This is a genomic window from Inquilinus limosus MP06 (assembly GCF_000767795.1).
Taxonomy (GTDB): domain Bacteria; phylum Pseudomonadota; class Alphaproteobacteria; order DSM-16000; family Inquilinaceae; genus Inquilinus; species Inquilinus limosus_E.
The window spans coordinates 1-9,768 of record NZ_JANX01000201.1 but is presented as its reverse complement, the minus strand read 5'-3'; the positions used below and the strand labels follow the sequence as shown (position 1 = coordinate 9,768).

At 70.1% G+C, this 9,768-nt stretch carries 12 protein-coding genes; 2 read left to right on the top strand and 10 right to left on the bottom strand.

Annotated elements, in window-relative coordinates:
- The 4 genes from P409_RS16695 to P409_RS16680 all read right to left on the bottom strand — a co-directional run.
- Nucleotides 1–332 (bottom strand): MgtC/SapB family protein (locus P409_RS16695; protein WP_034839586.1); only part of this gene is annotated, 332 nt, incomplete at its 3' end.
- 16 nt (nt 333–348) lie between these two features.
- A complete protein-coding gene (gene gatB / locus P409_RS16690; RefSeq protein ID WP_034839583.1) occupies nt 349–1,803 on the bottom strand; it encodes an Asp-tRNA(Asn)/Glu-tRNA(Gln) amidotransferase subunit GatB in 1,455 nt (484 codons plus the stop codon).
- A gap of 285 nt (nt 1,804–2,088) precedes the next feature.
- The gene (locus P409_RS16685) at nt 2,089–2,574 is read right to left on the bottom strand and encodes a RidA family protein (protein WP_034839578.1); all 486 of its coding nucleotides are present in this window, start codon (nt 2,572–2,574) and stop codon (nt 2,089–2,091) included.
- A 50-nt stretch (nt 2,575–2,624) separates the two neighbouring features.
- Entirely contained in the window at nt 2,625–3,800 is a 1,176-nt protein-coding gene (locus P409_RS16680) for an NAD(P)/FAD-dependent oxidoreductase (RefSeq protein WP_034839574.1), read from the bottom strand.
- A gap of 218 nt (nt 3,801–4,018) precedes the next feature.
- On the opposite strand from P409_RS16680, the gene P409_RS16675 reads away from it, so the two are divergent.
- Nucleotides 4,019–4,579 carry a helix-turn-helix domain-containing protein gene (locus P409_RS16675; protein ID WP_034839570.1) on the top strand — a complete coding sequence of 187 codons (561 nt, stop codon included), beginning with the start codon at nt 4,019–4,021 and terminating at the stop codon, nt 4,577–4,579.
- Nucleotides 4,580–4,699: 120 nt separating this feature from the next.
- Here P409_RS16675 and P409_RS16670 read toward each other — a convergent pair whose 3' ends face one another.
- The 5 genes from P409_RS16670 to gatC form a co-directional block, all read right to left on the bottom strand.
- The gene (locus P409_RS16670) at nt 4,700–5,266 is read right to left on the bottom strand and encodes an NADPH-dependent FMN reductase (RefSeq protein WP_034839566.1); all 567 of its coding nucleotides are present in this window, start codon (nt 5,264–5,266) and stop codon (nt 4,700–4,702) included.
- An 86-nt stretch (nt 5,267–5,352) separates the two neighbouring features.
- Complete coding sequence (locus tag P409_RS16665) at nt 5,353–6,153, bottom strand: class I SAM-dependent methyltransferase (RefSeq protein ID WP_034839564.1); 801 nt, start codon at nt 6,151–6,153, stop codon at nt 5,353–5,355.
- 95 nt (nt 6,154–6,248) lie between these two features.
- On the bottom strand, nt 6,249–6,746 hold the full coding sequence (locus tag P409_RS16660; RefSeq protein ID WP_034839562.1) for a GNAT family N-acetyltransferase: 498 nt from the start codon (nt 6,744–6,746) through the stop codon (nt 6,249–6,251).
- A gap of 16 nt (nt 6,747–6,762) precedes the next feature.
- Entirely contained in the window at nt 6,763–8,238 is a 1,476-nt protein-coding gene (gene gatA / locus P409_RS16655; RefSeq protein WP_034839558.1) for an Asp-tRNA(Asn)/Glu-tRNA(Gln) amidotransferase subunit GatA, read from the bottom strand.
- The gene (gatC, locus tag P409_RS16650; protein ID WP_034839555.1) at nt 8,238–8,525 is read right to left on the bottom strand and encodes an Asp-tRNA(Asn)/Glu-tRNA(Gln) amidotransferase subunit GatC; all 288 of its coding nucleotides are present in this window, start codon (nt 8,523–8,525) and stop codon (nt 8,238–8,240) included. Before gatC ends, gatA begins: the two co-directional genes overlap by 1 nt.
- A 101-nt stretch (nt 8,526–8,626) precedes the next feature.
- Here gatC and ruvX point away from each other — a divergent pair, with 101 nt between their 5' ends.
- Nucleotides 8,627–9,112, top strand: coding sequence for a Holliday junction resolvase RuvX (gene ruvX, locus P409_RS16645; protein ID WP_034839551.1), 486 nt, complete (start codon nt 8,627–8,629; stop codon nt 9,110–9,112).
- A 5-nt stretch (nt 9,113–9,117) separates the two neighbouring features.
- Here the strand turns inward: ruvX and P409_RS16640 are convergent, their stop codons facing one another.
- A complete protein-coding gene (locus P409_RS16640) occupies nt 9,118–9,519 on the bottom strand; it encodes a lysozyme inhibitor LprI family protein (RefSeq protein WP_034839546.1) in 402 nt (133 codons plus the stop codon).
- Nucleotides 9,520–9,768: the final 249 nt, after the last annotated feature.

Genomic DNA, 9,768 nt, shown 5'->3' with positions numbered 1-9,768 from the left:
AGGACATGCCCCGCCCCGGCGGCGGCACCGAGCAGGACGGCGACCAGCATCGCGACCTCGGTGGTCAGGCCCAGGCTGCCCTGCTCGCGCCAATAGGCGGCCAGCATGTAGGCCCCGGTCCCGGCCAGGAACAGCAGCAGCGGGCCGGCCCCGAGATCCGGCGCCAGAAAGGCGGCGACGCCGCCGCCGAAGCCGGCGATGGTGAAGGTGCGCAAGCCCGCGGCCCGCCGGCCCTCGGGCCGGTCGCGGTCGGTCCAGCCGCGTTCCAGCCCGATGATCAGGCCGACGGCCAGGGCGGCGCCGAGGCGGAGGGCGACGGTGAGATCGTCCATCGCCGCCCTCGCCCGGTCAGCCGTTCAGCTTCTTCTTCAGGAGCTCGTTCAGCAGCGCCGGGTTGGCCTTGCCGCCCGAGGCCTTCATCACCTGGCCGACGAAGAAGCCGAACAGCTTGTCCTTGCCCGAGCGGTACTCGGCCACCTTGTCGGCCTGCGCCGCCATCACCTGGTCGATCACCGCCTCGATCGCGCCGGTGTCGGTGACCTGCTTCAGCCCCTTGGCCTCGACGATGGCGCCGGCATCCTGCCCGGTCTCCATCATCTCGGCGAAGACGTCCTTGGCGATGCGGCCGGAGATGGTGTTGTCGGCGATCAGGTCGACCAGCCCGCCCAGCTGCTCGGCCGAGACCGGGCTGTCCTCGATCTCCTTGCCCGCCTTGGCCAGGCCGCCGAACAGCTCGTTGATCACCCAGTTGGCGGCCAGCTTCGGGTCGCGCCCCTTGGCCGCGCGCTCGTAGAAGAAGGCCTTGGCCTGCTCCGCCACCAGCACCCCGGCATCATAGGCCGACAGGCCGTATTCGCCGATGAAGCGCGCCTTCTTCTCGTCCGGCAGCTCCGGCAGGGTCGCGGCGATGCGCTCGACGAAGCCGTCCTCCAGCACCAGCGGCAGCAGGTCCGGGTCGGGGAAATAGCGGTAGTCGTGCGCATCCTCCTTGGTACGCAGCGACCGCGTCTCGCCCTTGTTCGGGTCCCACAGCCGGGTCTCCTGGTCGATCGACCCGCCGCCCTCGATGATCTCGACCTGGCGCCGCGCCTCGAACTCGATCGCCGCCATGACGTGGCGGATCGAGTTGACGTTCTTGACCTCGCAGCGGGTGCCGAAGGCGGTGTTGCCGACCTTGCGCACCGACACGTTGACGTCGCAGCGCATGGAGCCCTCCTCCATGTTGCCGTCGCAGGTGCCGAGATAGCGCAGGATCGACCGCAGCTTGCGCAGATAGGCCGAGGCGTCGTCCGGGCTGCGCAGGTCGGGCTCCGACACGATCTCCATCAGCGCCACGCCGGACCGGTTCAGGTCAACGAAGGTCTCGCGCGGCGACTGGTCGTGCAGGCTCTTGCCGGCATCCTGCTCCAGGTGCAGCCGGGTGATGCCGACGGTGCGCGACGACCCGTCCGGCAGGTCCAGCACGATCTCGCCGGATCCTACGATCGGGTCCTTGTACTGGCTGATCTGGTAGCCCTGCGGCAGGTCCGCGTAGAAGTAGTTCTTGCGATCGAACACCGAGCGGCGGTTGATCTGCGCCTTGAGGCCGAGGCCGGTCTTCACCGCCTGCTCGACGCAGTAATCATTGATCACCGGCAGCATGCCGGGCATGGCGGCGTCGACCAGGCTGACCTGGCTGTTCGGGGCCGCGCCGAAATCGGTCGCCGCGCCGGAGAACAGCTTGGCCTTGGAGATGACCTGGGCATGGACCTCCAGCCCGATCACCGTCTCCCAGGCGCCCGTCTCACCCTCGATCGTGTACATGGAACCGCTCGCACTCAAACCGTCCGGAAGCGAGACAGGGAGCGCGGAAGGGGGTGCCGTGTCAAGGATTTCAGGGCTGGATGCAGGGCTCCGAATCCAAGTCCGGAGACGGAGCGTTCCTCCCCTTTTCTGTCATTGCCGGGCTTGACCCGGCAATCCAGGGGCCGCGGAGAGCCGCTCTCGAAAGCCCCTGGATCCTCGGGTCAAGCCCGAGGATGACAACTTTCTTCATATCATCACCACGCCGAGGCAGGCTTGTGTCGCCTGCAGCATGAGCTCGACACCCTACGGCCGGATGGCGACCTCCGCCTCGATCTCGACCGCCAGGCCGAAGGGCAGCCCGGCCATGCCGACGGCGGAGCGGGAATGCGCCCCGCGCTCCGGCCCGAAGACCTCGACGATCAGGTCGGTGAAGCCGTTGATCACCAGCGGGTAGCGGTTGAAGCCGGGCGCCGCGTTGACCATGCCGAAGGCGCGCAGCCAGGCGGTGATGCGATCGAGGTCGCCCAGCGCGTGCTTGAGGCTGGCGAGGATGGCGAGGCCGGTCAGTCGCGCGGCCTGGTAGCCCTGCTCCTCCGTCAGCTCCTGCCCGACCTTGCCGAGCAGCGGCGCCAACGCCCCGTCCGGCGCCAAGGCGCCGTGGCCGGAGACAAAAGCGCGGTCGCCGTGTATCCGCACCCAGGGGAAGCTCAGCGTCACCCCGGGCGGCAGCTGGATCGGCGCCGGCAGCTGCAGCCCCAGCGCGCTCAGTCTCGCCTCGACCTCGGCCATCGGGGAGTCCTCCGAATTCGTGCCGGCCGATGCTACAGCCCGGCCGCCGATCACACCACGTTCAGCTCGACGATCGGCCGGTTCTCCAGGATCCGGGTGAAGGCGAAGGGCGACAGGTCGAGGCTGCGGAAGCCGCCATGGGCGATCAGTTCGGCCACGCCCCGCCCGGCCGCCGGCGACTGCTGCAGCCCGTGGCCGGAGAAGCCGTTGGCGAAGATCAGGTTGGGCAGGTCGGGATGCGGCCCGATGATGGCGTTATGGTCGACCGTGTTCATCTCGTAATGGCCGGCCCAGGAATTCACCACCTTCAGGCTCTCGAAGGCCGGCACCCGCTCGGCCATGGCCGGCCACATCATCTCGTCGAACAGGCCGTGATCGACCGTCAGGTCCTCGGTGTCCGGGTCCTCGCCCGTGGGCGGGGCGCCGCAGATGAACAGGTTGCCCTCGGGCCGGAACCAGACGCCCGACGGGTCGATCACCAGCGGGCAATCGGCCAGGGTCTGGCGACAGTCGAAGACGAAGACGCAGCGCTTGCGGCCCTCGACCGGCAGGTCGATGCCGGCCAGCGCCGCGACCTTGCCGGCCTGCGGCCCGGCGGCGTTGACCAGCGTGCCGCAGCCGATGCAGCGGCCATCCGCCAGGGTCACGCCGGTGACCCGGCCGCCCGCCCGGTCGATGCCGATGACGGTGTCGGCGATATAGGTGGCGCCGAGCGACCGCGCCTTGCGCTTGAAGGCCTGCAGCAGGCTGTAGCCGTCGAACCAGCCCTCGCCGGCCAGGCCGAGCGAGCCAGCGGCGAGACCATCGACATTCAGCCAGGGAAAGCGTTCGGCCAGCCGGTCCGGCGCCATCAGGTCGACGGCCACGCCCTCGCCCACCTGCATCTCGTGATTGGCCCGCAGCACCGGCTGCCCGGCCGGGGTGGCCAGGAACAGGTAGCCCTTCTCGTGGAAGCCGAAATCCGGCACCTCGCCCTCGACCTCGAGCCAGCGCTCCGGGTGCTTCAGCACCTCGAGCCCGAAGCGGGAAACCGCGACGTTGAAGGGGGTGGAGAATTGCTGCCGGATCGAGGAGGCGGACAGCGCCGAGGACGCGGTGCGGTAGGTCGGGTCGCGCTCGACCACCGCGACCGTGCCGTCGAAGCCCGGCTCCAGCATCAGGAAGCAGGCGATGGCGCTGCCGATGGCGCCGCCGCCGATGATGACCACGTCGAAGCTGTCCGCCATGCCCGCACCCTGCCTTCGCCGCCCTTCCCTTTGCCGTCATCCCCGCGAAAGCGGGGATCTCCGACCGGTTGTCCCGACGAGATTCCCGCTTTCGCGGGAATGACGAGGAAGGTGGATTGGATCAGTGACACCTAGACCACGGACGGGCGACACGCAATCGAGATTTTTCCGATCGGAAACAGATGCGGCAGGCCGCGGCGCGTGCTTAGCTGCGGCGCATGGACAGTGATGCGCCCCAGAGCCTCGGCCCGCGGCTGAAGGCGCTGCGCCGGACCCGCGGCTGGACGCTGGAGGCGGCGTCCGAGCGTACCGGCCTGGCCAAGTCGACCCTGTCGAAGATCGAGAACGGCCGGATGTCGCCGACGGTCGAGGTGCTGCTGAAGCTGTCGCAGGGCTTCGGCGTCGATCTCGCGGGGCTGTTCGGCGACGCTCGCCCGGCCCCGGCGGCGCGCAGCCTGACCCGGGCCGGCACCGGGCCGCGGCACGAGACCCGCAGCTATAGCCACGAGCTCCTGGCCGCCGACCTGGCCGAGAAGCGCGTCACCCCGGTGCGCGCCCGGGTCAAGGCCCGCACCCTGCTGGAGTACGGGCCGCTCGACCGGCATGAGGGCCAGCAGTTCCTGCTGGTCCTGTCCGGCGCGGTGACGATGCATTTCGCCGGCGAAGCGCCGTTCCGCCTGGCCGCCGGCGACAGCCTGTATTTCGACGCCCGCACCCCGCATGCCTGCCTGTCGGACGGGCCGGAGGAGGCAGAGATCCTGTGGATCCATGCGGGGTGATCGAGCTTCGATTTCCCCCTGATGTCATTGCCGGGCTTGACCCGGCAATCCAGAGGATGTCGACGCTCTCTGGATGCCCGGGTCAAGCCCGGGCATGACAGTGAATGAAGGGCAGGGCCCTTACTTCGCCCGCAGCGGCTTCAGCGCCTCGGCCCAGCGGGCCAGCTCGTCCAACATCCCGGTCGCGGCCTTGGCCTGGGCCTCGGGGACGGTGAGCTTGCCGTCGGCCAGCGAATTCCAGGCCATCGGGATCGCCACCGCCTCGGTCAGCGGCACCACCTTCAGCGTGGTCAGGGTCAGCTTCTCGGCCTGCACGGCCCGCAGCCCGCCCGACGCACCGCCATAGCTGACGAAGCCGGCCGGCTTGTAGTTCCATTCCAGGTACAGGTAGTTCAGCGCGTTCAGCAGCGCCGGCGGCGGGCCGAAATTGTATTCCGGCGTGACGAAGACGAAGGCGTCGGCGGCGCTGACGCTGGCAGCCCAGCGCTTGGTGTGCTCGTGCACATAGTGCTGCAGGCGCGGATGCTCCGGCTCGTCGAACACCGGCAGGTCGAAATCCTTCAGGTCGACCAGCGATGCGTCGAACTTGCCGTGGCCGGCGGCGATCTCCTGGAACCAGGAGGCGACCACCGGGCCGATGCGGTTCGGCCGGGTGCTGCAGATCACGGTGTGGAGCTTCAGGGACACGTCACTCTCCCGATACGGGCGGGTTGATAATGTGAGCCGCGATCTTTGCGGCGGTCGCGCTGCCGAAGCAAGCGCCCAGGCCTGTGTCAGTCGGTTTCCGGCCGGCGGGCGATCAGGGCCGTCGAGGTGACGACCTCGCCCAGCGTGCCCTCGGCCTCGTATTCCGCCGTCAGCCCCTCGATCTCGGCGATCAGCGCCTCGACCCGGTCGCCGATCGCCCCCGACATCACGCTCGACATCGACAGGGCCCGGTCGATCAGCGAGTCCGCCGGGATCCGCCGGCGCTCGATTACCGCGACCTCCTCCAGCCGGCTGAACGGCGAGTCCAGCAGCACGGCCGTATGGTTCAGCCAGTCCGGCGACTTGCGGATCTGCCGGCCGACATCCTCCGCGGAATAGCGCTCGAGCAAGTCGCGATAGGGCTTCACCCAGCGATTGTCCGGCACCTTCGGGTGGTCGTCATGGACCAGCACCACCGCGCCCTCCGGGTCGATCATGCTGTCGAGCCGGCGCAGCGTCTCCATCCGGTCCATCCAGTGGAAGGAGCGGCCCATGGTCACCAGCCGGAACCGGCCGAGCTGCGGCCCCAGATCGTAGGAACTGCCCTGCTGCCAGGTGACCCGGACGCCGGCCCGCGCCGCCGTCTCCGCCGCCACGGCCAGCATCTCCGGCTCCGGATCGATGCCGACGACCTCTTCGGCGAAGGGCGCCAGCGCCACCGCGATCTGCCCCGGCCCGCAGCCGAGATCCATCACCCGGTGGTCGGGACCGAGGCCGCAGGTCCGGGCGATCCGCGGGAACAGGCCGGCGGCATAGGGCGGCCGGCCCTGCAGGTAATGCGCGGCCGCGGTGCGGAACCGCCGCGGCATATAGGGAATCGTGGTCATGGCCGGCCTCCTCGGGCTGCTGCCCCTTCCCGGCGCCGGCATAGCAGCTTTCCATGACCATCCGAAGACGACGGAGCGACGCGCCGGAGAGCGGCTCAGAGGAACCGTATGCGCAGCTCGTCGTCGTAGGCCTGGCCGCCGAACTTCAGCGCCCCCGGCTCGACCCCATAGACGGTGAAGCCGTGCCGGTCGTAGAGCCGCCCGGCCGCCTGGTTGCCGACCGTGACGGCCAGGATGACGGAGTCGAGTCCTTCGGCCCGGGCGTGGTCCAGCACCGCCTCGACCAGCGCGTCGGCGGCGCCGGTGCCGCGCCCTTCGGGCCGCACATACATCCGGATCAGCGTGCCGCGGTGCCGGCGCTTCGGCGTGGTCTCGCGCGCCAGCCCGGCGAGGCCGAGCAGCCGGCCGTCGCGTTCGGCCGCGAAGGTCGCCACCTCGGCGACACGCCGGCCGAAATCTTCCAGCGACAGGCCGGCTTCGGTCTCATAGGTCGAGCCGAACGCCTCGGGGTGGCGCTCCAGCCCCTCCAACCGAATCTCGCGATAGGCCGCGGCATCCTCGGGCCCGAGCCGGCGGATGACGAAGCCCGTCATGATCGCGAGCCCCGCCTTACGAGATGGACTGCGGCAGGGCGGTGAAGCCGGCCGCCTGCTCCATCACCTCGGCGACGCGCAGCACCGTCTCCTCGTCGAAGGGCCGGCCGAGCAGCTGCAGCCCGAGCGGCAGCCCGTCATCGCCCAGGCCGGCCGGCACCGACAGGCCGGGCAGCCCGGCCAGCGAGGCCGGCACGGTGAACACGTCGTTGAGATACATCGCGATCGGGTCGTCCTGCTTCTCGCCGATGGCGAAGGCGGTGGACGGCGCCGTCGGCGTCAGGATCACGTCGCACTGCCTGTACGCCTCGGTGAAGTCGCGGGCGATCAGCGTCCGCAGCTTCTGCGCCTTGGTGTAATAGGCGTCATAATAGCCGGCCGAGAGCACATAAGTGCCGATCATCACCCGGCGCTTCACCTCGCGGCCGAAGCCGGCGGCGCGGGTGTTCTCGTACAGCTCGTTCAGCGACCCGCCGGTCTCGCGCAGGCCGTAGCGCACGCCGTCATAGCGCGCCAGGTTGGACGACGCCTCGGCCGGGGCGACGATGTAGTAGGTCGGCAGCGCGTATTTGGTGTGCGGCAGCGAGACCTCGACGATCTCCGCCCCCGCCGCGCGCAGCCAGTCGGCGCCCTGCTGCCAGACGCGCTCGATCTCCGCCGGCATGCCGTCGACCCGGTATTCCTTCGGGATGCCGACCTTCAGGCCGCGGATGTCGCCGGTCAGCGCCGCCTCGAAATCCGGCACCGCCATGTCGACGCTGGTCGAATCCTTCGGGTCGAAGCCGGCCATCGAGCGCAGCATGATCGCCGCGTCACGCACGGTCCGCGTCATCGGCCCGGCCTGGTCGAGCGAGGAGGCGAAGGCGACCACGCCCCAGCGCGAGCAGCGGCCATAGGTCGGCTTGATGCCGACGATGCCGGTGAAGGCGGCCGGCTGGCGGATCGACCCGCCGGTGTCGGTGCCGGTGGCCGCCAGGGTGATGCGGGCCGCGACCGACGCCGCGGAGCCGCCGGAGGAGCCGCCCGGCACCAGCTTGGCGTTGCTGCCGTCCTGCCGCCGCCACGGATTCTCGACATTGCCATAGGCGGAGGTGATGTTGGCCGAGCCCATGGCGAACTCGTCCATGTTCAGCTTGCCCAGCATCACCGCGCCGTCGCGCCACAGCTGGCTGGTGACGGTCGATTCATAGGGCGGCACGAAGTTGCCGAGGATGTTGCTGCCGGCCGTGGTGCGCACGCCCTCGGTGCAGAACAGGTCCTTGATCGCGATCGGCAGGCCTTCCAGCGGGCCGCCCTCGCCGCGCGCCAGCCGGGCGTCGGAGGCCTTGGCCATCTCGATCGCCTTGTCCGGCGTCTCGGTGACGAAGGCGTTGAGGCCGCGCAGGCTTTCGACCGCCGCGACATGCGCCGTGGTCAGCTCGACCGAGGAGATCTCGCGCTTCCTCAGCGCGTCGCGCGCGCCGGCGAGGGTCAGATGCGTCGGCTTCGACATCACTCGACCACCTTCGGCACGGTGAAGAACCCGGCCTTGGCCGAGGGCGCGTTGGCCAGAACCTTCTCGGGGTAGCCGCCGTCGGTCACCTCGTCCGGACGGCGGCGCAGGCCCTGCTGCGCCACGCTGGTCATCGGCTCGACCCCGTCGGTGTTCACCTCGGCCAGTTGCTCCACGAAGTCCAGGATGCCGGACAGCTCGCCGGTCATGGAATCGAGCTCCGCCTCGTCGAGGCGGATACGGGCCAGATGCGCGATCTTCGCGACGGTGGCTCTGTCGAGCGACATGTCGTAGTCATCTCCGGGGATCGGAGGCCGAACCGGGCCGGCATGGGGCCGGAGCCGCGGGGGACGGCCGACGGAAAACGGCGCGGAAGGTAACACCCGATATGGCGGTCTGCAATCTTCGCGACCTGAAGCCGCTGCTGCCCCCCGGCGGGCGGCTGATCGGCCTGGATCTCGGCGAGAAGACCATCGGCATGGCGGTGTCCGACCCCGGCCTGTCGCTGGCCTCCCCGATCGGCACCATCCGCCGTACCAAGTTCACGCCCGACGCGCAGGAGCTGCTGCGCACCATCGACGACCGCGGCGTCGCCGCGCTGGTGATCGGCCTGCCGGTCAACATGGACGGCAGCGAGGGGCCGCGCTGCCAGTCGGTCCGCGCTTTCGCCCGCGACCTCCTGAAGCTGCGCGACCTGCCGATCGCCTTCTGGGACGAGCGGCTGTCAACCATGGCGGTGCAGCGCCAGATGATCGATCACGACGTCACCCGGAAGAAGCGGGCCAAGGCGGTGGACACCGCCGCCGCCGCCTGGATCCTGCAGGGCGCGTTGGACGCGCTGCAGTTCGGCGCGCCGCTGCCCCCCGCCGGCTGAACCGCCTATTCGGCGGCCGGCACCGGGCAGCTCAGGTCGCCTTCCTCGCAGTTCAGCAGGGCCTTCAGGTCGTCGGCGCGCCGGGTGGTCAGCTGCTCCAGGCACTGCGCCACGATCATCGGCCGGGCGCTGCCGCCCTCGACGCCGGACGACATGAAATCGCATTCGGCGTCGCGATAGGCGATCCAGGCGCGCTGCGCCGCGACCAGCGACTTGGCCGCGGCCTCGCTGTCCTTCAGCCGCGCCATGACCTGCTTATAGGCCGCGTTCAGCGCCGCGTCGGCCTTCTTGTAGGCATCGCCGGCGCACTGGTTCAGGCCGGCCTGGCTGTCGTCCGGGCAGTCCTGCTGGGCCGCGGCGGGCAGGGCCGCGAGCAGAATGGCGGAGGCGATCAGGGCTTTCAGCATCGGCGAATCTCCCTCGGCTGAGGGCAGCATGCGCGCCTTCGCCGGGCCGGTGGAGGGACAAAATCCCGCGGCTAATCCACCGCGAGCTGGTCCGGCTCGCTCCGCGCCAGCCGGGCCAGCGTCTCCACCGCCTCGCGCAGCACCTCGGGCGCCGGCGAGGCGAGGGCCAGCCGCACCCCGGCCGGCGCGTGGCCCGGGCCGATGGCATAGGCCGGGCCGGGGGTCAGGGCGATGCCCCTGCGCGCGGCC